The 24,087-nt window shown below is 38.5% G+C and carries 21 protein-coding genes; 11 read left to right on the top strand and 10 right to left on the bottom strand.

What is annotated here, in order from left to right; all coding sequences use genetic code 11:
• Genes FY049_RS06535 through FY049_RS06520 form a run of 4 tightly spaced genes read left to right on the top strand, consistent with a single transcriptional unit; the run spans nt 1 to nt 3,973 of the window.
• Entirely contained in the window at nt 1-1,122 is a 1,122-nt protein-coding gene (locus tag FY049_RS06535) for a phosphoribosyltransferase domain-containing protein (protein WP_151957857.1), read from the top strand.
• Nucleotides 1,112-1,891: an HAD family hydrolase gene (locus FY049_RS06530; RefSeq protein ID WP_151957858.1), complete on the top strand. Its 780-nt coding sequence runs from the start codon at nt 1,112-1,114 to the stop codon at nt 1,889-1,891. Before FY049_RS06535 ends, FY049_RS06530 begins: the two co-directional genes overlap by 11 nt.
• Nucleotides 1,884-3,050, top strand: a complete 1,167-nt coding sequence (locus tag FY049_RS06525; protein ID WP_446083389.1) for a cysteine protease StiP family protein — start codon at nt 1,884-1,886, stop codon at nt 3,048-3,050. Before FY049_RS06530 ends, FY049_RS06525 begins: the two co-directional genes overlap by 8 nt.
• Entirely contained in the window at nt 3,047-3,973 is a 927-nt protein-coding gene (locus tag FY049_RS06520) for an HpcH/HpaI aldolase/citrate lyase family protein (RefSeq protein WP_056511232.1), read from the top strand. The genes FY049_RS06525 and FY049_RS06520 overlap by 4 nt, the downstream gene beginning before the upstream one ends.
• A 27-nt stretch (nt 3,974-4,000) precedes the next feature.
• Here the strand turns inward: FY049_RS06520 and FY049_RS06515 are convergent, their stop codons facing one another.
• The 6 genes from FY049_RS06515 to FY049_RS06490 form a co-directional block, all read right to left on the bottom strand.
• On the bottom strand, nt 4,001-5,530 hold the full coding sequence (locus FY049_RS06515) for a helix-hairpin-helix domain-containing protein (RefSeq protein ID WP_154130014.1): 1,530 nt from the start codon (nt 5,528-5,530) through the stop codon (nt 4,001-4,003).
• A gap of 43 nt (nt 5,531-5,573) precedes the next feature.
• Nucleotides 5,574-7,451, bottom strand: coding sequence for a PP2C family serine/threonine-protein phosphatase (locus FY049_RS06510; protein WP_446083388.1), 1,878 nt, complete (start codon nt 7,449-7,451; stop codon nt 5,574-5,576).
• 150 nt (nt 7,452-7,601) lie between these two features.
• The gene (locus FY049_RS06505) at nt 7,602-8,654 is read right to left on the bottom strand and encodes a TerY-C metal binding domain-containing protein (protein WP_034613144.1); all 1,053 of its coding nucleotides are present in this window, start codon (nt 8,652-8,654) and stop codon (nt 7,602-7,604) included.
• A 103-nt stretch (nt 8,655-8,757) separates the two neighbouring features.
• Nucleotides 8,758-9,393: a vWA domain-containing protein gene (locus tag FY049_RS06500; protein ID WP_224963506.1), complete on the bottom strand. Its 636-nt coding sequence runs from the start codon at nt 9,391-9,393 to the stop codon at nt 8,758-8,760.
• A 14-nt stretch (nt 9,394-9,407) separates the two neighbouring features.
• Nucleotides 9,408-10,052, bottom strand: a complete 645-nt coding sequence (locus FY049_RS06495) for a TerD family protein (protein WP_224963507.1) — start codon at nt 10,050-10,052, stop codon at nt 9,408-9,410.
• 17 nt (nt 10,053-10,069) lie between these two features.
• Nucleotides 10,070-10,708, bottom strand: a complete 639-nt coding sequence (locus FY049_RS06490) for a vWA domain-containing protein (protein WP_224963508.1) — start codon at nt 10,706-10,708, stop codon at nt 10,070-10,072.
• A gap of 276 nt (nt 10,709-10,984) precedes the next feature.
• Here FY049_RS06490 and yddG point away from each other — a divergent pair, with 276 nt between their 5' ends.
• A complete protein-coding gene (gene yddG / locus FY049_RS06485) occupies nt 10,985-11,911 on the top strand; it encodes an aromatic amino acid DMT transporter YddG (RefSeq protein WP_224963509.1) in 927 nt (308 codons plus the stop codon).
• A gap of 173 nt (nt 11,912-12,084) precedes the next feature.
• Here the strand turns inward: yddG and FY049_RS06480 are convergent, their stop codons facing one another.
• From FY049_RS06480 to FY049_RS06470, 3 genes are read right to left on the bottom strand one after another with little or no spacing between them, the layout of a single operon-like run.
• Nucleotides 12,085-13,485 (bottom strand): aminotransferase, encoded by a 1,401-nt coding sequence (locus FY049_RS06480; RefSeq protein ID WP_034613153.1) that lies wholly within the window; start codon nt 13,483-13,485, stop codon nt 12,085-12,087.
• A gap of 28 nt (nt 13,486-13,513) precedes the next feature.
• A complete protein-coding gene (locus FY049_RS06475) occupies nt 13,514-14,911 on the bottom strand; it encodes an APC family permease (RefSeq protein ID WP_446083387.1) in 1,398 nt (465 codons plus the stop codon).
• 51 nt (nt 14,912-14,962) lie between these two features.
• The gene (locus FY049_RS06470) at nt 14,963-16,252 is read right to left on the bottom strand and encodes a flavin-containing monooxygenase (RefSeq protein ID WP_327857183.1); all 1,290 of its coding nucleotides are present in this window, start codon (nt 16,250-16,252) and stop codon (nt 14,963-14,965) included.
• Nucleotides 16,253-16,646: 394 nt separating this feature from the next.
• On the opposite strand from FY049_RS06470, the gene FY049_RS06465 reads away from it, so the two are divergent.
• The 5 genes from FY049_RS06465 to FY049_RS06445 all read left to right on the top strand — a co-directional run bounded on the left by FY049_RS06465 (nt 16,647) and on the right by FY049_RS06445 (nt 21,551).
• Nucleotides 16,647-17,060 carry a RidA family protein gene (locus FY049_RS06465; RefSeq protein ID WP_056511249.1) on the top strand — a complete coding sequence of 138 codons (414 nt, stop codon included), beginning with the start codon at nt 16,647-16,649 and terminating at the stop codon, nt 17,058-17,060.
• 24 nt (nt 17,061-17,084) lie between these two features.
• Nucleotides 17,085-17,756 (top strand): DUF1028 domain-containing protein, encoded by a 672-nt coding sequence (locus tag FY049_RS06460; protein WP_327857184.1) that lies wholly within the window; start codon nt 17,085-17,087, stop codon nt 17,754-17,756.
• Between the two features lie 35 nt (nt 17,757-17,791).
• Entirely contained in the window at nt 17,792-18,778 is a 987-nt protein-coding gene (locus tag FY049_RS06455) for a LysR family transcriptional regulator (RefSeq protein ID WP_446083386.1), read from the top strand.
• Nucleotides 18,771-19,913, top strand: a complete 1,143-nt coding sequence (gene argE / locus FY049_RS06450) for an acetylornithine deacetylase (protein ID WP_446083385.1) — start codon at nt 18,771-18,773, stop codon at nt 19,911-19,913. The genes FY049_RS06455 and argE overlap by 8 nt, the downstream gene beginning before the upstream one ends.
• Nucleotides 19,914-20,069: 156 nt before the next feature.
• On the top strand, nt 20,070-21,551 hold the full coding sequence (locus tag FY049_RS06445) for an aldehyde dehydrogenase (protein WP_446083384.1): 1,482 nt from the start codon (nt 20,070-20,072) through the stop codon (nt 21,549-21,551).
• Between the two features lie 106 nt (nt 21,552-21,657).
• On the opposite strand, the gene FY049_RS06440 is transcribed toward FY049_RS06445, so the two are convergent.
• Nucleotides 21,658-22,713, bottom strand: coding sequence for an aromatic ring-hydroxylating oxygenase subunit alpha (locus tag FY049_RS06440; RefSeq protein ID WP_105712589.1), 1,056 nt, complete (start codon nt 22,711-22,713; stop codon nt 21,658-21,660).
• 296 nt (nt 22,714-23,009) lie between these two features.
• On the opposite strand from FY049_RS06440, the gene FY049_RS06435 reads away from it, so the two are divergent.
• Complete coding sequence (locus FY049_RS06435) at nt 23,010-23,942, top strand: LysR family transcriptional regulator (RefSeq protein WP_327857187.1); 933 nt, start codon at nt 23,010-23,012, stop codon at nt 23,940-23,942.
• Nucleotides 23,943-24,087 lie beyond the last annotated feature (145 nt).

Genomic DNA, 24,087 nt, shown 5'->3' with positions numbered 1-24,087 from the left:
ATGAAGCATATAGATTTAAGTCGTGGGCGAATCAGTGTTCAAGTTAACCAACAACATAGCCATTGGGCTTTAGATGATTTATTAGATTTTGCAGAAAGAATTAATCCTAAAAGAGCATTTTTATTTGTTTCCAAAGTATTGGGGAAACATATCCCTGTCGCACCCTCTGTCATGCAGCGCAGTTATAGCGATTTAGCCAGTTTAGTACCTACAGACTTGGCTGGGCCAATCTGTGTCATTGGTATGGCCGAAACAGCAGTCGGTTTGGGTGCTGGGGTTTATCGTGAATTAAAAAAACAACATGGCAAAAATGCGATTTTCTTAACGACAACACGACACCCTGTATCGACTTTACCCACGCTGGGGCTTTTTCTAGAAGAACATAGCCATGCTCAGGATCAGTTTATTCTAAGTAGTCATGATTTAGCCAAACATCAGCAAGTGATTGATTCAAAGACTTTGATTTTAGTTGATGATGAAATTTCAACAGGAAAAACCTTTAAAAATCTGATCAACAGCTTAACCAATTCCGGCTTGCAGCAAGTTGAACGCGTGATCTTGGTCACGTTGGTGAACTGGGCTGAGCACAGTCTTGCAACGGATGAGCTTGATATCCCTGTGGAAGTGGTTTCATTATTGCAAGGGAATTGGCAGTGGCAAGCGAATCAGCACAATATTCAGATTAATATGCCCAATGTCAGCTCCACTGAGCAACAGGCACAGAAAATTATTGCACCAAATAATTGGGGACGTGAGCCAGGTTATTTAGAATGTACGCCATGGGAACATATTCACATTAATCATCCAGACGAAAAAATACTTGTACTGGGTTCAGGTGAGTTTAGTTGGATCCCTTTTCTTATTGCAGAACAGTTGGAACAACAAGGTGCTGAAACTTACTTTAGTTCAACAACACGTTCACCGATCATGCAAGGACATGCGATAAAAAGTATTTGCCAGTTTCATGATAATTATGGGTTAAATATCCAAAACTTTGCTTATAACGTAAAACATCAAGAATTTGATCGGGTGCTTTTGGTGATTGAAACACACCAAGATAGCGTAGACCCAAGCTTGTTTGAACAAATTAAAAATTTGGAAGTGATCAGTTATGAACCCTAAACCTTTAGTCTTTGTCGACTTGGATGACACTTTATTTCAAACTTATCGAAAACAGCAACCGACTCCACAACATCAAATGGTGACTACAGATGTTTCAGGACAACCGCTTTCATATATGAGTCCAAAACAGCAGTCTTTTTTGAATTGGTTGCTTGAATCTGCTGAGGTTGTGCCTGTAACTGCTCGCTCAGTTGAAGGCTTTAAACGTGTACAAATCCCTTTTAAATATGGTGCGATTTGTTCCCATGGTGGCACGATTCTGGATCAAAATTTAGCTGTGGATACTGACTGGTTTGATCTTCAAAAACAACATGAAATTCAACTCAATGGCATACTGACTGACTTGCCAGAAGCTTTGCATGACTATGCCAAAGATTTGGGTGCAGTAAGAACTTGGACTTTAGTTGAAAATGAACTGAGTATTTATTCTGTTGCAAAGCAAAAACAAGCTGGTGCTTTATTTTTAGATCAGCTTGTTGAGAAATTACCTCAACCGCTACTGGAACAGTGCTATATCCATATCAATGGCAATAATCTGGCGATTATTCCACATCATGTCAGCAAACAAAGCGCGGTTGAGTTTTATATTCAGAAACATGATCCGCAACGAGAACGTATTATTTTAGGTTGGGGCGATAGTCTATCAGATGCTGGATTCCTCAGCTGTTGCGACTGGTTTGGAATGCCGAAAAGCAGTCAGTTGGATAAGTTTCTCAATACGCATTTAAGCCATGATTTTGACACTAAAGGATATTTAGGTCATGTCTAATTCATTGATCACCCCACTCAATCCAATATTGAACGAACTTGGCTTTCACGGTTCATATCGTCCCGAAGATGTCACTTTTTTGATGAAGATTGATGATATTCAACCCACTGCAGTTGAAGAAAAAGAATATCTGATCCAGTCAGGAAAAATGCACTATTCACAAATGATCAGTGCTGAACATCCGCCAACGGATGAACAGATGCAACATTATCAGCATGCCTTTGAACAAGGTGCACGGCGTCTTGCCGAAGAAGTTCAAAAAATTGGCAACAGTTTGATGCAACGTTTTCCCAAACAAGAGATTGTTTTGGTGAGCTTGGTTCGCGCTGGTGTTCCTTTAGGTGTCTTACTCAAGCATTACCTTGAAAAGCATCAGTCTTGTTATCACTATGGTATTAGTATCATTCGTGATCGAGGTGTTGACTTTGCTGCACTGCAAGCAATTATTGAACAACATGGTGCTGAGAATATCGTTTTTGTAGATGGCTGGACAGGTAAAGGCGCGATATGCAAAGAACTCACAAAAAATCTACAAGACATTCCTGAGCTCTTTGATGAAAATTGGCAGATCCCGCGTTTAGTTACCCTATCTGATTTGGGTGGTTATTCTTGGTTAAGTGCCAGCACAGATGATTGGTTGATTCCATTTGGAATATTGGGTTCTGTGATCTCTGGATTGACTTCTCGGACGATTCTAAAAGAAACGATTGAACAGCAAGATGCCCGTAAAAATTGCTATCAGACACAAAAATGGCACAGTTGTTTAATCTATGATCAGCTAAAACCTTATGACCTTTCTGTCAATTTTGTTGAGCAAATACGACTGTTGATTGAACAAAATCCAACTGATAAACAGGTGAGCTGGAACAATCAAATTCGTTTAGCACAACAGCAGCAATGTGCAGAAACGATTGAATGGATTGCAGCACAATATGCGATTCAAAATATTAACCATATAAAACCCAGTATTGCTGAAGCAACCCGTGCAGTTTTAAGACGCGTACCTGAACGAATCTTATTGAAAGATGAATCTAACCCTCATGTACAATTATTATTGCACTTTGCACGTGAGCGAAATATTCCAGTCGATATTCTGGGAACAAAATTAGGTCCTTATCACGCAGCAACATTGATAAAAAAAGTAGAGAAGAAAAAATGAAGCCACTTTTACACGCCATTGAACTTGGCGCGACCATGTATATTCCTGCAACACATGAACAATTGTGGGAAGTTACCCAAGGAATTAAATTTCCTCAGATTAAATCAATTGCGGTATGTCTTGAAGATGCTGTACTTGAATCAGATGTTCAAACGGCGATGGTGAATTTAAAACTTTTATTGCAAAGACGACTGGATGAACCCAGTTTAAAAGCCCCTGCCATCTTTATCCGTCCAAGAAATATGGAAATGGCGAAGCACATTGTCGACTGGGATCTAAATCAAACATTTAATGGTATGATTTTGCCTAAGTTTAATGTATTTAATCTAAAAAATTGGATGAATGTATTACCTGCCAATTTGCAATATATGCCGACACTTGAAACCAAAGAAATCTTTGATGTTGCGCACAATATTGAACTTTACCAAGCTCTTAAATATGACTTTCATAAAACATTATGTTTAAGAATTGGTGGCAATGACCTCTTATCCTGTTTAAATCTGCGTAGACCCAAAAATACTACGATTTATCAAACACCTGTGGGTATTCTGATTTCACAATTGGCGGGATTATTTATTCCCAATGGCTTTCAGCTGAGTTCACCCGTGTGTGAACATTTTGAAAATACACAGCTATTGATGCAAGAGCTGGAACAAGACATGAATAACGGCATTTATACCAAAACAGCAATTCATCCTGCTCAAATTGGTCATATTCATCATGCGTTACAAGTTCAGCCTGAAGATTTCCATGAAGCTCAATTAATCTTAGCACACGATGCTAAGAGTGTATTTAAAAGTCATGGTTCAATGATCGAACCTGCCACCCATAAAAATTGGGCTGAAATGATTTTACTCAGATATAAAACTTTTGGTTTGGTCAAATCCTCTTGTTCAACACACGACAAAATATTGGTGGTATAGGCCTTGTTTAGAGGTTGAAGCATCGCATTATGCTTCAACCATTTGTACCACAGCTAAACGACCGCCATCTTGTTTAGAAAATAAAATTTGAACACCATCTTTTAACTCAATTTTACCACCAATCGGGATCTGCGTTTTATTGGCAACATCGGTAAGATCAGGCATATCTTCATTGACCAACCACCACACATCATTATGTAAAACAAAATACCCTTTTCGCTTGGTCTGTTCTGCGGTTAAGCGTTCATTCGGTGCAATCATATTATTGGTATGCCATGCGTAAATAGATTGGCCTGTCCACACCATTAAACGATGATTATCGGGTCTAAAATTACCTTGCTGCCGTGCTGAGTATAAATTGAGAATAGGTAATTTACCTTTAAACGGCGTATGGCAAAATGGACACTCAGGTTGAGTGGAGTTATCAAAGACATACCACTTTTGACCACAACGGTGATTATGACAAGGCTGAATCAAATCCACTGTTTTAACCAAAGCTGTTTCCCAATCATTGGCTGAGGGACGCTTGGCAGGATCATGTAACCCCTCGACAAAGCTTTTCATAAATAACTCAGACAAATACGGTCCAGTCACTGTAAATGGTACTTTTGCAGGATCACCCCACGGCTGCTGACTGACTTTAAGTTGAGTCGGTTTTACCTGATTACTATGATCTGTTGGGTGTTCAATAAACAGCGCTTTTTCACCCATTCCCAGCGTTTCATCCTTTTGCGGATCATTCATATCATGAATTTTTCCACCACGTAACGGATGTCGATAGAGCAAATACATATAAATCAATACCGCCAAAGCATGTTTATCTGTCGCAATACTGGGTAAATAACGATCAGGATTGTCTTTGGATAAATGACTAGTGCGTACCACTTCTGGCGCAATAAAATCAGGAGTACCGACAACGTCCGGTGGGTATTTTCCAGGTACTACCAAACCATCAACGTCGATAACGCTGGCACTCCCAGAAACAGGATCGACCAAAATATTTTTATAAGATAAATCTGAATGGGCCAAACCCGCAGCATGCATACGGCGTACTGCGCGGGAAATCAGAATTCCTATTTTAAGGTAATTTAGCCAAGTACCTTTTTCTTTGTCGTCGAGAAATCTGTTTTGGTTGTTTGCACTTGCAAACCATTTCCCTTCTTTTTCTTTGCCTTTGATTTGCAGAAAATCATTATTTTTTGAACCATATTCAAAGAAAAATTGTTTTCTATAGGTTGGGGCGGTAATCCCAAGCAAATTATTATATTCAACTAAACCATCGGGCCAACAGAAAATATTCTTCCAATAATCCCCACCAATCCCATTAAAAATACTTTGCCATTTATTGCCTACAATTTCTTTTAAACGATCTTTTTGCTGCTCAAAGGTGGCTTTAGATTCATAAAACTTATTCTTTTCTTTACTGAAAAAGCACACCACATAACTACGATCAGGTGAAAAATATACATCTTTCATTGCACCTGAACCGATAATTTCATCTACAAATTCTATTTCACGTCCATCAACGGTGGTACATTTAATAATTTTTGCTGACATACTTGCCACCTTACACTATATTCTTCAAATACTTAGATATTATTTATACACATATTGTTGAATGCTTATTCCATAATACAGCCATGGTACGATCATCATGATGCCCAGCTGTAAAGAAATGCATCCATTCCAACAATGCAGTATCAGCTGCCTCATTCTGTAGCAACGGATCCAGTTCACGGTATAAATTTTGCCATTTATCAAAATTGGATAAGCCAGAATCTGTTTCAAATTTTGGATCTGAAATACCATCTGTCATCAACATAATCGCATGGGTATCTTTAAAGCAGCCTATTTTTAAACGGTTTGGAAATTCTGTTGCAATACTCAGATCTAGAAACTTGGTCTGTCCTGCATATTCACCACTATCTGGAACATTCATCAGACGTACATTGTCCTCGCTATATACTGCGATTGCACCGTCTCCCACTGAGAATGCACTGATAAAGGTTTTGTCAGCTAATTTACATACGACCGCAACCAGCAATGTGGTTGAAAAATCTTTAGTATTTGCCCCAATCTGCTCTGCTTGTAATTTGATTTGGTTAATAATTGACTTATAAATTTCATAATACACATGATGAAACTGCTCATTTAACTTTTTGGCAACTGCAACAGTTTCATCATCCTGACTGCCCACTTGCCACTTTTCTAAATCAGCAATCAGGCTTTTAACCGTGTGTGGGGTCAAATAGTTTTTAAACTCATTTTCAACAATCTCTACCGCAATTCGAGAGCCTTCTCTGGAGTATTGCGCACTGCCTGCACCATCTGCCACAGTCAAGACCGACCAAGGTGTATTGTCGATTAAAGTAATGGAAAAATCGTCATCTCTAAATAAGCCTGCGTGTTCATGTGAACGGCCACGACGACTTGCAGCGATAATTTTATAGTCCACCGTATCAATCAAAGCTTGATCCAAATGTGGCTTGCTAAATTTTTGCCCAGACTCAGGTTCAATGACTTTCCATAAACTGCGTGGGTCTGCAATGACATTCAACCGACACTGGGCGGAGCGTGTTTCTCCATCAGCAACAAACTGAAAAGAAAATTCGATTGAATCTGCGTGTTGTGGTTCACCATGAATACGTTGTGTGGTTTCATCGAAATAAAAGCTGCTATCTGGAAATTTAAAGCTTTCAGATTTGAATGTTAATTGATTGACATCATGTTGAGAAATCACTGAAATTTGAGATTGATAGTGTTGTCCAACTCGGGCATTTTCAACCTGAAATTTAATGTCTTCATATTTACTTCGTCTAAACACAGATTCGATCTCTAATCTATTCTTCTCAGTTTCAGAAGATATTATTTCAGGGGTTGAGTTTATATTTTCAGAATCAATTGTCGGCTTGTTTTCTAAATTGGGTTCAATTGTAGGGGCTGATGCTTGCTCGACTTGATCTGCAACAACTTGCTGTTCAACTTGTAGGATCGGTGCCAGTTGCAATGTTGTGTGAAGATCTAAAGTGACATTTTGCGTTTCGGAAATTGCTCCAACTGAGTTGGTGTTTTCAGATGATATATGGAGTTGATCCACATTGACTAAAGCATCATCACAATTTTGTTGAATATTTTCATCAAGCTTGACTTGGTCATCAACTCTAGCGTGTTGATTGGTTTCTGTTTGCAGATTAAGACCAACTTGCTCTTGAACATTCTTTTGTACAGTGGCTTGAGTTGTATTCGAGCTTATAGTTTCATGCTGAGACTGTGCAACAGATGCGTTATCCAATAAATCAGCTTCATGAATATTGCTCAAACGCGGTGCAGCTATCTTCACTTTTTCCAATTCATTGATGAGTTTTGAAAGTTGTTTGAGATTTTGCGGATCACTTAATAGAAATTGTGAAAATGTCTCACTGAAATCAGCGGGATTTTGTTCCAAAATCTGCTTTAATTTGCATACATCACTGTCCATTTTACCCTCTACCCATTTTCTATTCTATTTGCTTGGTCACTTGGTCACTCACCAATCACGATGCATTTAAGCGTTAAGCGATATAGATTTTTAATATTGTTCAATGCAGCAATGCTTTAATAATGTATCAACACATCAACCGAATAAAGCCTAACCTTGCCCACGGGTTAAATCAAAATCTCCATCACCAGACGAGAAACTGATTTGTCGACGACACCACGGGCAAACCACAGATTCCCGATAGCCGTCATAACACATCAAATTACCGCATCCACATACCGCAAAAGCGGTCTCAGAAAAACAATGTGGACATTCAGGGAAACCATCGAGTTCAGCCGTATTAATCTGCTTATTTGATGCATTATGATCTGACCAAGTAAAATACTCCTCAGATATCGCACTACAGGTATCTAACTTAAAATTATAGATATTGATATTTAAATCAGCTGGACCTTTATATTGTAAGTTACGTATATATTTGATGATATAAGGTTTATTCATCTTTTGGCAGCGACCCACAAATATCGCACAATGATCATCGGCTTTATTTTTTTGCAGGGATAATGCATCTTTTGCCAAGCGCATATAACGCTCATCAATCGGCAACAGGTCATCTTTTTGTTGATGGCTACCAATACTGATACTTTGTGAGACCACAGAGGCTGTGATCCACTTACACAAACCTTTGACATATTCTTGATTGATCTGATCAATTGAAATGGTATTTTCAGTGATCTTACTTAGCACAGAAAAATCAACATCTGCACCTAGACCGATGGCGACGACTGTTGCTTTATGCGCATATTTGGCATTCCAGCGTTGAATTGCCTGATCATATTCATCGGTTGGGCGTCCATCGGTAAATATATAGACCATTGGCTTCCAGTCGCCTTTGACTTCACTGGTGGTTTTCATCACATAACGATCAATTTCCTGACCCAAATGATCTAAAGCTTTACCCAAATGTGTCCCACCACCCAAGGGCAAATTAAAATGATTAAAGGCAAATAACTCAGTTAAAGGCACCAATGTTCTGACAATCCCTGCATATGCAATCACTGAAACATATACAGTTTCAAGTGCATAAGGATCTTTTCTTAAACTGCTTAAAATAAATTCCACACCCTCTTGAACTGATTCAAGCGGTTGCCCGACCATTGATTCAGAACAATCAAGAACAAAAAATACCGGTAAACGGCGCATAACTTCACCTACATTATTTTTATCATATTATTCAAATACCTAAATCAAAAAGATAAGCGCTGATCTGTTTGATTTAGCATTTTTATCGTCACGTAATATTCAGTTATAAAACCAGCTGAATTTCGGCGGGTGGTGGTGGTAAAGAAATTGAATCGGATACTCCTGCACTACTGCTACCAGCAACCACACTTGCAGAAACCCACTTAAAGAAGCTGGCAAAACTATTTGAGTCCATGGTGTCTAACACAACCACTTGATCCGTTAGTTGTAGCAAAGATTCAGTTTTCGCTTTTGGCCCTGCAGCACAAGCGACAATCGTGGCAAAGTTAAGCTGTTTAATTGTAGGAACGATTTGCTGATAAGCATAGACATCTGAGGGTGAACCATCTGTCATCAAGAACAATAACGGGCGCCAATCGCCTTTAACATCATTGCTACTTTTCTGTACATTCTGTTGTACTTCCTGTGCCAGTAATTCCAATGCTGCACCCATAAATGTTGCTCCCACATTGGGTACATCTAGATCTGGAATTTGAACTTGATCCAAAGGGGTAAGCGGTAAATAAACTTTTGCTTTAATATCAAAAGTGATCACACTTAAATACACGCTTTCAAGCGCATAAGGATCTTGCCTTAATGCACTGAGCATCGACTGCAAGCCAACATTCACCGAGTGAATTGGCTCACCACGCATAGAGCCAGATGTATCTAATAAAATATATACAGGTAAACGGCGCATTATATTCTCATTTTTTAACTATATTTTTTTAACCATTCCACGAAATTATCCGCGGGTGATGCATTACCGACCGCATTAAATTTCCAACCACTATTTTCTCTGACCAGTTCAGCAAATAATAATGAACGTTGTTGATCATATTGACCGATACCCGATAAATCAAAACGCACCATTTCTTTGCCAGTACCATCGACAGCACGAATAAAGGCATTTTTAACCTGACCAAAATGCTGATTATTTTTTGCACCATTATAAATTTGCACAATAAAAACAATCTTTTGATATTCAGCTGCCAAGCTATTTAATTTGACAATAATTTGTTCATCATCGCCGTCACCTGCACCCGTACGGTTATCTCCAGTCAGCCAGATTTGCCCTGAACGATGTTTTAAATTATTAAAAAAGATAACATCACTATTTTCGAGTGTGGCTTGACCTGCGGCATTCCAACCCAGATCTTTTACTTTTCCACTGGCATCACATAAAAATGCCACCACATCTAGATCGTGTTCTTCACTCTTAGCGCCTGAAAATAATCCGCCTAAAAAGCCTTTCTTTTGCTCAGTGATATCCCAACCGAGTCCAATCGTCACTCGTTCTAAATCATGTTTAGATTTTTCAAGGCTGAGTCCTTGACCTTTCGCTAATGTAATTGCCATGCTATTTTCCTTTATTTTTATAGAACCACATTCACTTCAGGTGGTGGTGGTGGAAGATCATTTAAGCCTGTGACTTCTTTTTGACCAGCATCTACTTTTTGGCTACCTGTAGAAATACTTGCAGAAACCCATTTAAAGAAGGCTTTAATGGTATTTGAATCTGCGGTTGCAAGTTCTACCACAACTTCTGTAATTTGTTTGAGAATACTGCTATCTGCATTATGTCCCGCTGCACAAGCAATAATCATCCCAGTCTTGGCTTGTTTTAGTTTTACAAAACCTTTGGTCCAATCATCCGTTGGTGCACCATCTGTCATAATAAAAACTAAGGGTTTCCAGTCACCACGGGTATCAGGTGTGGTTTTTTGCACTTCCTGATCAATTTTATCTGCCAGTAATCCAAGTGCTTCGCCCAACTGTGTAGTCCCCGTTGCCTGTAATTGAGGGGGTTGAAACATCGCAATTTCAGTTAAGGGAATCAGTTGTTTGGCTTGAGTATCAAAAGTAATAATAGATAAATAGGCTGTTTCAAGCGCATAAGGATCTTGTCTGAGTGAGGAAACCAGTATTTCAACACCATTTTTAACGGCTTCAATCGGTTCACCATGCATCGAACCTGAGGTATCTAATAATAAATATACGGGTAATCTTCTCATTTGTTTATCTCTGTTTAATGTCTCGTTAATTTTTAATCTTTATGCATATGTTTATATAAAAAATTGAACTAAAAACAAAGCTTTTTTATCATTTTTAATACCTAATTTTTTATCCAAATATCAAATTTTGCTTAAATCCGCTGTTTTTTAATTGAACTTATCCTGACATATTATTTGTTTTATGCTGGGTGATATTTTAAAAATAATCGCAGAATTCTAAGCTATAATTGTTTCATTACTTACCTTAATCTGAATCCTCAGATTTTAAAGCCCAATATGTCAAAAAATCTCGCAACCCTGATTGGTTTAAGTGCCATTTTACAATGGTCTTCCATTGTCGGTTTATTGAAAAAAATTAGTTTTAGTTTGGGCGCTGAGTTGGCTGTGCTGCTGATGTATACGCTGAGCACGTGTATTTTATTAATATTTTTTAAAATCCCAAATTTAAAATTAATTTCAAAAAAATATCTGATTTTTTCTACCTTATTGTTTGTTATTTATGAATTATGTTTTTCTTATGCCATTGCACTGGCACAAACCGCCCAACAAGCCATAGAAGTCAGTCTGGTCAATTACCTCTGGCCGGGCTTAACTGTTGCGATGCTGATCCTCTTTAAAGAAATTAAATTTAATGTCTTTGTTATTGTCGGTTTAGCCATCAGCTTAAGTGGGATTATTTTGATTCAAACCGGGCAAGGTGCTTTAACTTGGTCTAATATTTTATCCAATATTCTTGAAAATCCAATCAGTTATATTTTGGCATTTGTTGGGGCAACGCTGTGGTCCTTATATTGTGTCATTACCAAAAAATATAGTGATGGGCATAATCCAATTTCATTTTTCTTTGTAGCGATCAGTATTGTATTGTGGAGTAAATACCTGTGGTCAAATGGATTGAGTTTAAATGCAATTCCAGAAGTTGAACTTACAACAATAGGATTATTAGGCATTGTTTCAGTGGTGATGGCCTTGGGCTATGCCGCTTGGAATATTGGCATTATCAAAGGCAATATTACGATTTTGGTGACTTTATCTTATTTTAGTCCAGTTATCTCAACTTTGATTTCAATGTTTATCTTACAAACCAATCTACCAACAGAGTTTTGGTATGGCGTGATCTTGGTGACTTCAGGCTCTTTAGTGTGTTGGATTTCGACAAATTGGCATCAATTAAAAGACAAACTATTCAGTGCTTTAAATTAAATGCTTGCTGATCAGCAAGCATTTTAAATAAATACCATCTAAGCAATCATTCAACAGCTTAAGTTGCATTTGATCCATATTGAATGATCAACTCAGTGAATGGCCCCACTACTTTAGATTCTGTTTAGGGGCCATAAATCGCTTAACTTGTTTGCCTAGAGTTATCTGTAAGTTTAACCAGACAAATAACCTTCACGTTTAAGATCCGCCGTGGTACTCAGAATCGCTTTACGTAAAGTTGTCACGATAAAGTCTACATGTTGTTTATTTAAAATTAAGGGTGGCGACATGATATTCATATGGCCAACTGGACGAATGATTAACCCATCTTTCTGGCAATAATCTGCAATTCGAGAACCTACATTGACTGAACTTGGGAAAAGTTCCTTGGTTTTCTTATTGGCTAAGTTTTCAATACACATCATAAATTTCTTACCACGAACCTCCCCGACAATGTCTAAGTCAACCAATGTGTGTAATTGATCTTCAAAATATTGACCTACATCATTGACATGTTGCAGTAAATTTTCACGCTCGATAATTTCAATATTTTTTAGTGCCGCTGCACAAGAAACAGGATGACCTGAATAGGTAAATCCATGGGTAAATAACGCACCATCCGCCTGAGGCTTACCAATCACTTTTGCGATATCATCAGATATAATCGTTGCACCTAAGGGTAAGTAACCTGAAGATAAGCCTTTGGCACAAGTAATAATATCTGGAACGATATCAAACTCTGATTCTGAAGCAAAAAAGTGCCCTAAGCGCCCAAACGCAGTCACAACTTCATCAGACACATATAAAACCCCATATTTATGACATACTTCAAGGGCTTTTTTATGATATCCCGGCGGAGGTACGATAACACCGCCAGCACCCATGATCGGTTCTGCAAAAAACGCAGCGACATTTTCTGGACCCAATTCCAAAATTTTATTTTCTAACTCTTGTACCTTTTCATTGCAGAACGCTTCTAAGCTTTGACCTTCCGCTCTACGGTATGGATTTGGGCATGAAATCTGGTGGACCAATTCACGATCAATATCAAAACCGATATGATCAAACTCAACCCCTGTTAATGACATACTGATATAGGTACTGCCATGATAACCATCTTTGCGCGAGATTAATTTTTTCTTGCTTGGTTGACCAAGTTGATTGAAATAAAAGTGAATGAGTCGTACCGCAGTATCATTGGCAACTGAACCTCCGCAACCAAACAGTACATGATTCAAATTTCCAGGCGCTAATTCAGCCAGTTTTGCAGATAATTTTGCAGCGGGGATCGAAGTATGGTGACCAAATGCAGAATAATAAGGAATTTGCATAATTTGTTCTGAAATAGCATCAGCAATTTCTTGCCGCCCATAACCGACATTGACGCACCATAAACCACCAATACCATCCAAATATTTATTGCCTTCAGCATCAAAAACATAACACCCTTCACCGTGTGCAAGAATCATGGCGCCTTCATCTTTAAAGGTTGCAAAGTCAGTCCATGGATGAATATGGTGATCTTTATCTTTTTTCCAAACTTCTGTAATTTCTGTTGTTGATAACTGCTTCATAAGATAACTCCTTGTTAAAATTCTGCTTTTATTTGGTCAAACTTTCGATGGATTCTGGTTGAAAGAGTTGTCTTTTCATCACCAATTTGATCCAAAGAATACTGATGATTGTGGTAAAACCAATCACGATTCCGACCCAGGTAAATATTTTGACTCTCAAATCTGGGGTAGGTACAGCATAGAAAATCGTAAGTACCATCCCGATAATGCCAATGATTTGCAGGAATGGATAAAATGGTGCTTTATAAGGTCTTGCCATCAGTGGGTAGCGTTTACGCAATACAATCACGTTGATATGTGCAATCACATAAGCGATCAACCAAGAGATACATGCTGCTGTTAACAGAACTTTAATCACATCGGTTTCACTCTGTGAAAACAACATCGGTATCATGATGATGACGGCAACAAATACAACGCCCACCCAAGGCACATTATTTTTCTGATTGACTCGGGCAAAAATTGATAACACTTGTTTATTGCTCGCCATGCCCTGCAACATACGTGGTAAGGCAGCTAAAGTCGCATTTAAGGTACTTAAGGTGGCAAATAGAGCACCAATCGCAATAAAGAGTAAGCCTGTGGGGCCAAATACCGCCGTTGCATATTCAATATGTGGAGTCAAAGAATTAACCAAGTGCTCTTGGGGTAAGAAATACAGTGCACCAACGCCATATAAAGAAATGGTGATAAAAATCGTAGTTAAACCGATATACATCGATCTTGGGATATTTTTACTTGGATTTTTGGATTCTTCGATCATCGGAACAACAAACTCGACGCCAACAAATCCCCAAAAAGCCAACGCAACCAGAGCCACAGTATTTGTATCAAAAGTAATTGTATAATCAACTACTTGAGTATGCGGATAAACCCAACCGCTGATCGCAAATATACCGAGTAAAAGTAATAAAACCACCATGACAAAAGCCACGGTATTTTGAACTTTGGAGAAGATATCAATTTTCAGCAGATTTAAACCCACTGAAATAAATAAAATCAAAAAGCCAATGCCAAAATAGGGAACATCCAGCTTAAATATTTTTTTGATCACATCATCGATTAAAATCAGTTCTGCTGAAACAGCAAACATTGCCACCAAAATATAACCGCAAAATACCGAAAGCATCGCGGGTAAATGCCCTGTTGCGACTAGACTATAATCACTGATACTGCCACTTTTAGGGATTAATAATGCCAACTCTGCAAAAGAGGTCGCATAGCTCAGCGCTAAAAAGAATCCGATAATCAGCGGAATAAAGAAACTTATTCCGCTTAAGCCAAATCCTTGCAAAATAATCACCATCACACCTTGCGATAGCACTAAACCAACTGCGATGGCGATTAGGTTAAACAAAGTTAACTGTTTCTCACTCGCTTTTTTTACTTGATGGACTAAACGACTTCCTTGCTTATTTTTTGTCATGTGCTCCTCCCTCCTAGAGTGGGCATTAAACCTTGAAACTTAAGACTTATTTCATGCCGTTTTTTCTTCTTTATTGATTAGATTTCTTTGCCTTTTATCTTGATACTTTAGATATTGACGTTGAATATCAATGTGGCCTGCCACGCGTTTTGCATCATGCCAAACGCCCCAAATAAAGCTTGAACCGCGACCAGACAGATAAGGAAGTCCAATAAAATAAATCCCCGGTTCTGTTGAAACACCAAGCTTATGGTTAGGACGACCATTTGCATCAAAAGCATTGACTTCCAACCAGCTATGATCAAACCCAAAGCCAGATGCCCAAATGATTGAAGTGATCCCTGCTTGGGCTAAATTAAGCTCTAAGATAGGTTGTCGAATACATTCAGCATCATCTAAAACAATCCGAGCTTCTGGTTCCTCAGGTAAATCTATACCGGTACGCTGAACATAGGCATCCGCAGCATCTAAAAACTCAAAATACGCTTTATCACCGTCGGCCAATGACTGTTGCAAATCATTTTGAAAACGAACCCGCTCAGCTTCAAATTGCATTGTCATCCCCAGTAAAGTGATGCCTTGTTGTGCTAGACGTCTAAAATCAATGGAATGCCCACCATGAGCACCACTTACAGCCAAACCTTTCAACGGTCCTGTATCTGTTTTTATGCTATCCCATCCGCCCAACACTCCGAGCCACCAAACATTATCGCGTTGACGATAAACACGTGGTGGACGTTCATGTGCCCCGACAGACAAATAGACTTTTTTACCAGCACGATTTAACTCATCTGCGATTTGAATTCCAGAAGAACCAGCACCCACCACTAAAACAGCACCTTCGGGGATTTGTTGTGGATTTTTATATTGGTCTGAATGGATTTGGTATAAATCCGTTTGCTGAGGTGCAATCGAAGGAATAATGGCTTTTTGGAAAGGTCCTGTTGCTACAACAACACGTTGTGCTGTTAAAGTGCCTTTTGAGGTTTCAACAATAAAACCCGCAGCTTGCGCATTTGCTTGGACCTTTTTAACTTCAACATTACTATAAATCGGTGCATTAAAGCGCTTGGCATATTTTTCAAAGTATTCAGCAACTTGGTCATGATGTACAAAACTATCTGGATCAAGATCAAATTCCATATTGGGAAAGCGATCGTGCCAACAAGGTCCATTCGCCACCAAAGAATCCCAACGGCGTGTACGCCAAGCTTCTGCAATACGGTTTTTTTCTAATACCACATGTGGAATTTTGAGTTCTGTAAGGTGCTCACTCATCGCAACTCCAGCTTGGCCAGCACCAACCACAACGGTATCTATTTCTAATTTATTTAAACTCATCTTTTTTTCCTTATCAGATCGAGTAACTTGCTTCCAACAACAACTCTTTTGTTGAATAGACATTTACCAACTACTGCCAATCACACTTGTTTGGCTGTATATGTTTGCTGCAGATTTCATGTTCAAAAAATGAAATATCAAAGCTGCACAAAACATGATTTAAGAAAAATATAGGGAGCCGAGCAGCAAAGCGAAAATAGAATATCCAAAACAAATGCATCAAAAAACCTGAACCCATATACTAAATATATGAAATTAATAGAAAATATATACCAGGCTATAATTCTTTTTATTACTACGGAAAAAGTAAATTACTAGAAAGGAAAACACAAATTGTGAGTGCTCACGAAGTAAGCATACTAGAGAAACATGATAATTAACTGAGGATTGAGCTGTGAAACATACCCGCATTCGAACATTTAATACCAAGAAAACTTATCCAGAGCAGAATTTAGATAATGACCTATGCCAAGCTGTGGTTGCACGTGGACGAACTGTTTTTCTTCGCGGTCAAATTGGACAAAATCTGGATACATCGGAAAGTGTGGCGATAGGTGATGTCAAAGGTCAGACCGAACAGGCGATGTATAACATTGACATGTTACTCAAAGAAGCTGGGGGAGAATTGGCTGATATTTGTAAAATTACCATATATATCGTTGATCCACGCTTCCGTGAAGATGTCTATGGTGTTGTCGGTAAATGGCTTAAAGGGGTTTACCCTGTCTCAACGGGTATCGTTGTCTCCGCTTTAGCACGTCCAGAATGGCTTGTCGAAGTTGATGCAATTGCCGTTATTCCAGACTAAAAATCATCAAGATGTGAGGGAAATATGACATTTTCAATTATTGCGAGATGTAGTGAAACAGGACAATTCGGTGCAGCGATTAGTTCATCCTCTCCAGCCGTTGCATCAAGATGTATACGTGCCAAAGCTGGGATTGGTGTTGCAGCAAGCCAGAATATAACTGATCCTCAATTGGCCAGCATTTTACTTGAAATGACCAAATATAATATATCGCCTAAAAATGCGATTACAGAATTAACTAAAAATACCGATTTTATTGAATACCGCCAATTAACTTTACTTGACGCGGTGAATGAGCCTTTTGCCTTTAGTGGAGAAAATAGCTTAGGAATTTATACACAACATATAGGGAAACATGCCGTATGTGCAGGTAATTTACTTGCAAATGAGAATGTTACTCATGTTATGCTCAAACACTTCGAACAAAGTAAAGGCGCTTTAGCTGAGCGTTTACTTTATGCATTAGACGCTGGAAAACAGGCTGGTGGAGAAGCAGGAGCAGTACATTCTGCTGGTCTTTTGGTTGTTGACAAATTGGAATGGCCGATTGTTGACTTACGCGTGGACTGGTCAGATCAACCCATTTCCGACCTTATCGCACTATGGCAGATATATGAACCGCAAATTGATGATTATGTTTTAAGAGCTTTAAACCCGATCAATGCTCGCAGCTATGGTGTTCCAGGAAATGAATAAATTTTTCGAGGGTATACAATGGAGGTGTATCCAAAGTGTTAAATCGAATTTCTTTAAGACAAATGGAATACTTTGTTGCAACAGCTGAATGTGGCAGCATCATTATTGCTTCGGAGAAGATACATGTATCCTCTCCGTCTATTTCTGCCGCAATCGCACATATTGAATCAGAATTACAAACCCAATTATTTATTCGCCAACATGCCAAAGGCTTAATCCTCAACACTGTTGGTAAAAGTGTGATGTTGGAATGTAAGAAGATCTTAAATCAAGCTTCAAGTTTATATTCCCTTGCGGCAGAATTTTCTGGTTCCATACGTGGGCCATTAAAAGTAGGCTGCTTCCTTGCTTTTACCCCGATGATCTATGCCGATATCATCAATGGATTTTCCAACTTATATAAGCAAGTTTCTTTAGACCTTTACGAAGATGATCAACAAGCACTTCTAAATGCACTTATACGTAATGATATTGATCTAGCTTTAACTTACGATCTCAATATTGATGAAAATATTATTCATTTTGAAGCTTTAACGAAATTGCCGCCTCATGTATTGGTCAGTGAGGAGCACCCTTTAGCAATATTGCCTGTTGTAAGCTTAGAAGAACTTTCACAGTACCCGATGATTCTTTTAGACATGCCCTTTAGCAATGAATATTTCTTATCATTATTTAGAGCTCAAAATCTTACGCCCAATGTTGTGCGTTCTTCAAAAAATATCGATGTCGTTCGTTCAATGGTTGCCAATAATATTGGCTACACGATTTTGAATGTTCGCCCGAAAAACACCTATAGCCTTGATGGTAAACGTCTGGTCCGTATTCGTATTGCGCATGAACATCGCCCGATGTATATCGGCATTGCGACACCGAAAAATGTACCCAAAAATATTGTTGTAGAAGCGTTCATTAGTCGTTGTAAAAGCTTTATCTCCGATCATTTTATTTCGGGTATGAGTTCGCCGCATTTCTACGATCCCTATATAAAAGCCCAAACACAAAAGGATTCCTCAGATGTCTAATCTGTCGAGTATTCAACTACTTAAAAAACTTGTTGCATTTGATACAACGTCCTACAAAAGTAATTTAGAACTAATCATGTTCGTTAAGAATTTACTTGAACCTGCGGGAATCAGTATCACTTTAAATTTTAATCCAGAGCAGACCAAAGCCAACTTATTGGCAAGTATTGGTCCTAAAGACCAAGCTGGAATATTGCTGTCTGGGCATACCGATGTGGTTCCAGTTGAAGGACAAGCGTGGAGTAGCGAACCTTTCCAAGCCCTAATCAAAGACGATAAAATTTTTGGTCGTGGTACTGCTGATATGAAAGGTTTTATCGCCTGCGCGATACATGCCATGTTAAAAGCAGCACAAATGCCTGAATTGGCTAAGCCTCTACACCTTTGCCTTTCCTATGATGAAGAAATTGGCTGTATTGGTGTACGCGGAATCCTTGGCCTACTCTCTGAATTAATTCTTCAACCAGAGCTTTGTGTGATTGGTGAACCTACCAATATGAATATTGCCACAGGCCATAAAGGCAAAGCAGTATTTAAAGCAATTTGTCGTGGACAAGAAGGTCACTCCGCTTTAGCCCCGTTATATGTCAATGCGATTTATTGTGCTCAAAATGTTGTTGAGGCCATTACCACGACACAAAAACAGATTGCAGAAGGTCCAATTGTCGATATGGACTACGATGTGCCTTATACCACTGTACATGTCGGGAAAATACAAGGCGGTAAAGCTTTAAATATCGTTCCCAATGAATGTGTTCTAGATTATGAGATTCGTAATGTTGCAGAACAGAATACGGAGTCAATTCAAGCGAAAATTTTTGAATATATCGAGCAAAGCCCTTATGCAAAATTTGTCAGTTTTCAAGAAATCAACCAATACCCTGGACTGAATACTTCAACCACTATTCAAGCAGTCAAATTTTTACAAAACCTCCTTGATCCAGCAACCGAACTACAGAAGATTTCATTTGGTACAGAAGGAGGATTATTTCATCAACAATTAAATTCTGCGGTATTGGTTTGTGGTCCTGGTTCTATTCAAGTTGCGCACAAACCTGATGAATATATTGAAATCTCGCAGATGCAACAATGTGATGCATTTTTTGAACGTTTGCTCAATCATATTAAGCGTTAAGACGTGACTGTGGATTTAAAAAGTTAGTTAAAAAAAATAAGTAACGCTTTTAATTTGTTTTTTCTAAACCCAAGGCTTGTATAAAACAAATTCACAAAATTGGCGAAAAATAATACGGTTAAACCTACTCTATCGCTAAAATTTTAAGGAAGATGAATGAAACTAAAACAGGATTGGCTAGAACAACGCGCGCAGATAACACTGCCAAGTTGTGCCTTTATCGCCGGACAATTTATAAATACCACGCAGACCTATAAAGTATCAAATCCAGCCACCGCTGAGTTTTTAGTCGATATGTCAGCATGTGATGCCAATGACGTTGATCAAGCTGTTCAACATGCGAGAAGGACCTTTAACAATGGTGTCTGGTCTCGGTTAGCACCGCGTGAACGTAAGCAAATACTCAAAAAACTTGCTGAACTTATTCGTGAAAATGCTGAAGAGCTTGCCTTACTCGAAACCCTCAATGTAGGTAAACCGATTCAGGATTCACTGCATATTGATATTCCAGGTGCAGCATCTTGTTTTGAATGGTATGCAGAAAGTATTGATAAAATTTATGATGAAATTGCCCCCACAAGTGTAGATCATCTGGCCTTAGTCAGTCGTGAACCTGTAGGTGTTGTCGCAGCAGTGGTCCCGTGGAACTTTCCGCTTGATTTGGCAAGTTGGAAACTTGCACCTGCCTTAGCAACTGGAAATTGTGTTGTATTAAAACCTGCAGAGCAATCGCCCTTTACTGCATTAAAACTTGCTGAATTCGCAAAACAAGCTGGGATTCCAGATGGTGTATTGCAAGTGGTTACTGGCTTAGGACATATCACAGGTCAAGCACTTGGACGCCATCCAGATGTCGATTGTTTAGTCTTTACTGGATCGACCGAAACTGCAAAAAAGTTTTTGGCTTATTCTGCTGAATCGAATATGAAACCCGTTTGGCCAGAAACAGGTGGGAAAAGTGCCAATATAATTTTTGCTGATGCTGATTTAGATAAAGCTGTCGATAAAGCGATTTTTGGTGCTTTTTATAATCAAGGTGAAGTGTGTTCGGCAAATTCACGGATTTTATTAGAAAAAAGCATTTCACAACAATTTATAGATAAATTTATAGCCAAAGCCAAAACACTTAAGATTGGAGATCCTCTAGATCCCAATACCACGATGGGCTGTTTAATTGATCATCAACATGCGGATAATGTCAGAGCTGCTATTGATCAAGCCAAGGCTCAAGGTGCGCAGTCTCATATTATTCCGTTAAATTTAGATGCTGCTTTAGATCCAGCAACCTATGTAGCACCAACCATTCTAATCGGTGTCAATCCTGATTTTAAAATCTTCCATGACGAAGTTTTTGGTCCTGTAGTTTCAATCACAACTTTTGAAACCCAAGATGAAGCGATTGAACTTGCTAATGACTCAATTTATGGATTAGCTGCCTCAATTTGGACCAAAGATATTCAGAAAGCAATTCTTCTGTCTAAACAGCTTTTAGTCGGCACAGTCTCTATTAATACAGTAGATGCTTTAGATGTCAGTACACCATTTGGAGGATATAAACAGTCTGGTTATGGGCGTGATTTATCTTTACATGCAATTGATAAATTTACACAGTTAAAAACCACATGGATTCAACTGTAATTGTACAAAATGGTTTAGATTGGCTGAGTTAAAATTGTAAACCCGAAAGAGCACTCAATCAGTCAAAAAGAAAGGTTGAAAGTGCTCCTGATGATATAAGGAAAATTTACACAATATAGCGTTTGCTTAACCCCCATTCTGCCAATATTCGACGGTAAGTTGTAGATGAACGATCTGCTTCAAAATGTGCTTCCATTGTAATATCTAATGGAAGCTCTTCTGGTTTTTGACTCTCTACCATGTCCTGATCCTCTGCAAAAATTTGTGCATTAAAATCGTAAACTGCCTGCAAATCGCCTGTGGTATCAAAATTACGGGTGAGTGGTACAAATAATCGAGTTTTGTTATGTGATACAGGACAACAGGCATTTAAAATTTTCAATATACCCTCGCGTGGAAATTCAACCTTTAACACCGCTGAAAATGGTGGGTAAACATCAAAAATTCGTTTCCATAAAAAACCCTCTGGTGCCAGATGCTGTAAGCCATGCGGGTAGTTGCTCACATTACTGACATATTCAGTATGTAAACCATAGTCTGTACGCTCGGTGGTGTATTTGGGTACGACAGGATTTTCAGCATCAGCAAAAGACTGCTGATGTACCCAAGCAAAATGTGCGACATCAATAAAGCCTTCCAATTGCCGCCCGCTTGAACCCGCAATGTCAACAAATGGTGGCAGTATGGGCTGATGCTCAGGATCATCCCAAGTGTCCAATATTGGAAAGTTTGCATGGCTTGCATCACGACTAAATAAACTTGTCCAAACCAAACCATATTTTAAAACTACAGGAAATTTGGTGAGACTAAAGCGCTCTGAGATATTTGTCAGGTCTGGCTGCGCTGGAATTTTTGTACATTGACCTGCTGTGTTGTAATGCAATCCATGGTAGGGACAAACAATCTCTTCACCTTGCACCCAACCTTTGCTGAGTGGTACACCACGGTGCGGGCAAATATCACGCACCAACTGAATCGCACCACTTGCCGTTTGATAAAGCGCCATTTTCACATCGAGGAGTTGTACTTGTTGTGGGTCTGTTGTGACATCTTGCACACGTGCGACAGGATACCAATGCTGAGCAAGTATTTCCCAGTCTTTAGGTTCAAAACCACTACATTGTGGCTGACTAAACAAGTTCAGAACTGGAATTGCATTCATACAAAACTCACAGAATATATATTTAATGTCATGATCTTATGCTGTGATTTCAGCATAACGGTCAGCTAAAATCATGGCTGAGTTTTACATTACGAATTTTGTCTAATTCTGTCTATTAGAATGTTTTACTTATCTCATTCTAAAAAATAGAACACCTATCTGAAAATTATTTTTAGAAAAAACTCATCATTGGCATAAAAATCGCTTAGTGATCTGTGATTTTAGTGAGTTTCAAATTTCCTTGATTTTCATTGCTTAGGAATAAGTCCGTGAAATATAAATAATGGACAGCCCATATGCCTGTGAATACAACATTTTCACGATTTTCTGATTATTTTATTGCGGTTGCCAAGACAGGCAGCTTAAGAAAAGCAGCAGATCAACTTTATATTTCAGTATCAGCGGTACATCGTCAAATCGCACTTGCTGAGGAAGAGTTTGGCATTGATCTGTTTGAACGTTTACCCAGTGGTTTAAAACTGACACTTGCTGGAGAGTTACTCTATGCGGATTTGATTAAGTGGCAAAAAGAATTTCAATTAACCCGTAATCGGTTTGATGAAATCCAAGGGCTTTCTCGGGGAACAATTGACTGCGGATTGATTTCCGCACTTAGTGATGGCTTTGTTTTAGATTCAATTCAATATATGTATGACAACTACCCTTGGATTAATTTTAATTTTCATATCCAAGATAGTGAAACTGTGTCAAATATGATTATGGACGCTGAAATTGACTTTGGAATTTTATTAAACCCGAAAGGCCATCATCAATTAGAGGTTTTATCTTTTGTCGAAATCCCAATCGGTTTTGTTTTACCTAAAGATCATCCTTTAACAAAAAAGGAGAAAGTTTATTTGTCAGATAGTGTCAACGATAAACACTTAATTCCTGGTGCACCGTTAATTATTCATGATTATGTGCAGACCTTGTATAAGCACCATAAATTTAGCCCACAGCAGCACTTAGATTGTAATGACATTCGAATGATTATGTCATTAATTCAAAAGAATTTAGGCATTGGTTTATTGTCATTTATTGATGCATATCCATATTTAGAACGTGACGAACTTGTTTTTAAGCCGATTCGAGAAAAGGGTTTATATCCATTAACACTGGCTTTATGTGTTGCGCCAAAACGACAACTTTCACGTGTATCGCAAATTATGATTAAGCATCTTATTGAACAAATCGAAGCATTTAAGCTCAAGCTGATCCCTTATCAATAATCAGCTTTAGCTATGTTGTATGAACAATAACCCTTAAGCAACAAAGCAATGACGTGTGGCTGAGTGATGACTAGCAATAACTCCCTAAACATATATATGAATCAAAAACGTTAGATTTCCAATGCTGAATTTAGATTCAGTAATT

The organism is Acinetobacter sp. 1125_18A (genome assembly GCF_052824985.1).
This window is presented reverse-complemented; position numbering and strand designations above follow the sequence as displayed.

What these genes read in the sequence shown, in the direction of transcription:
- FY049_RS06535 (WP_151957857.1), top strand. Translation starts at nt 1, where the DNA reads ATGAAGCATATAGATTTAAGTCGTGGGCGAATCAGTGTTCAAGTTAAC.
- FY049_RS06530 (WP_151957858.1), top strand. Translation starts at nt 1,112, where the DNA reads ATGAACCCTAAACCTTTAGTCTTTGTCGACTTGGATGACACTTTATTT.
- FY049_RS06525 (WP_446083389.1), top strand. Translation starts at nt 1,884, where the DNA reads ATGTCTAATTCATTGATCACCCCACTCAATCCAATATTGAACGAACTT.
- FY049_RS06520 (WP_056511232.1), top strand. Translation starts at nt 3,047, where the DNA reads ATGAAGCCACTTTTACACGCCATTGAACTTGGCGCGACCATGTATATT.
- FY049_RS06515 (WP_154130014.1), bottom strand. Translation starts at nt 5,530, where the DNA reads ATGTCAGCAAAAATTATTAAATGTACCACCGTTGATGGACGTGAAATA.
- FY049_RS06510 (WP_446083388.1), bottom strand. Translation starts at nt 7,451, where the DNA reads ATGGACAGTGATGTATGCAAATTAAAGCAGATTTTGGAACAAAATCCC.
- FY049_RS06505 (WP_034613144.1), bottom strand. Translation starts at nt 8,654, where the DNA reads ATGCGCCGTTTACCGGTATTTTTTGTTCTTGATTGTTCTGAATCAATG.
- FY049_RS06500 (WP_224963506.1), bottom strand. Translation starts at nt 9,393, where the DNA reads ATGCGCCGTTTACCTGTATATATTTTATTAGATACATCTGGCTCTATG.
- FY049_RS06495 (WP_224963507.1), bottom strand. Translation starts at nt 10,052, where the DNA reads ATGGCAATTACATTAGCGAAAGGTCAAGGACTCAGCCTTGAAAAATCT.
- FY049_RS06490 (WP_224963508.1), bottom strand. Translation starts at nt 10,708, where the DNA reads ATGAGAAGATTACCCGTATATTTATTATTAGATACCTCAGGTTCGATG.
- yddG (WP_224963509.1), top strand. Translation starts at nt 10,985, where the DNA reads ATGTCAAAAAATCTCGCAACCCTGATTGGTTTAAGTGCCATTTTACAA.
- FY049_RS06480 (WP_034613153.1), bottom strand. Translation starts at nt 13,485, where the DNA reads ATGAAGCAGTTATCAACAACAGAAATTACAGAAGTTTGGAAAAAAGAT.
- FY049_RS06475 (WP_446083387.1), bottom strand. Translation starts at nt 14,911, where the DNA reads ATGACAAAAAATAAGCAAGGAAGTCGTTTAGTCCATCAAGTAAAAAAA.
- FY049_RS06470 (WP_327857183.1), bottom strand. Translation starts at nt 16,252, where the DNA reads ATGAGTTTAAATAAATTAGAAATAGATACCGTTGTGGTTGGTGCTGGC.
- FY049_RS06460 (WP_327857184.1), top strand. Translation starts at nt 17,085, where the DNA reads ATGACATTTTCAATTATTGCGAGATGTAGTGAAACAGGACAATTCGGT.
- argE (WP_446083385.1), top strand. Translation starts at nt 18,771, where the DNA reads ATGTCTAATCTGTCGAGTATTCAACTACTTAAAAAACTTGTTGCATTT.
- FY049_RS06445 (WP_446083384.1), top strand. Translation starts at nt 20,070, where the DNA reads ATGAAACTAAAACAGGATTGGCTAGAACAACGCGCGCAGATAACACTG.
- FY049_RS06440 (WP_105712589.1), bottom strand. Translation starts at nt 22,713, where the DNA reads ATGAATGCAATTCCAGTTCTGAACTTGTTTAGTCAGCCACAATGTAGT.
- FY049_RS06435 (WP_327857187.1), top strand. Translation starts at nt 23,010, where the DNA reads ATGCCTGTGAATACAACATTTTCACGATTTTCTGATTATTTTATTGCG.